Origin of the sequence: Pseudoalteromonas sp. T1lg24, assembly GCF_002964745.1 — a bacterium.
GTDB classification, from domain to species: Bacteria; Pseudomonadota; Gammaproteobacteria; order Enterobacterales; family Alteromonadaceae; genus Pseudoalteromonas; species Pseudoalteromonas spongiae.
This window is the reverse complement of record NZ_PQCB01000012.1, coordinates 1-227: the sequence shown is the minus strand read 5'-3', so window position 1 is coordinate 227 and position 227 is coordinate 1. Positions and strand designations below refer to the sequence as shown.

Genomic DNA, 227 nt, shown 5'->3' with positions numbered 1-227 from the left:
GTACGCTTTACGCCCAGTAATTCCGATTAACGCTCGCACCCTCCGTATTACCGCGGCTGCTGGCACGGAGTTAGCCGGTGCTTCTTCTGTAAGTAACGTCACAGCTAGCAGGTATTAACTACTAACCTTTCCTCCTTACTGAAAGTGCTTTACAACCCGAAGGCCTTCTTCACACACGCGGCATGGCTGCATCAGGCTTGCGCCCATTGTGCAATATTCCCCACTGC

General features: G+C 52.4%; 1 rRNA gene. It reads right to left on the bottom strand.

From position 1 onward, the window contains the following. Positions 1–227: ribosomal RNA gene (locus tag C2M30_RS07320) — 16S ribosomal RNA — on the bottom strand; the annotation flags it as partial.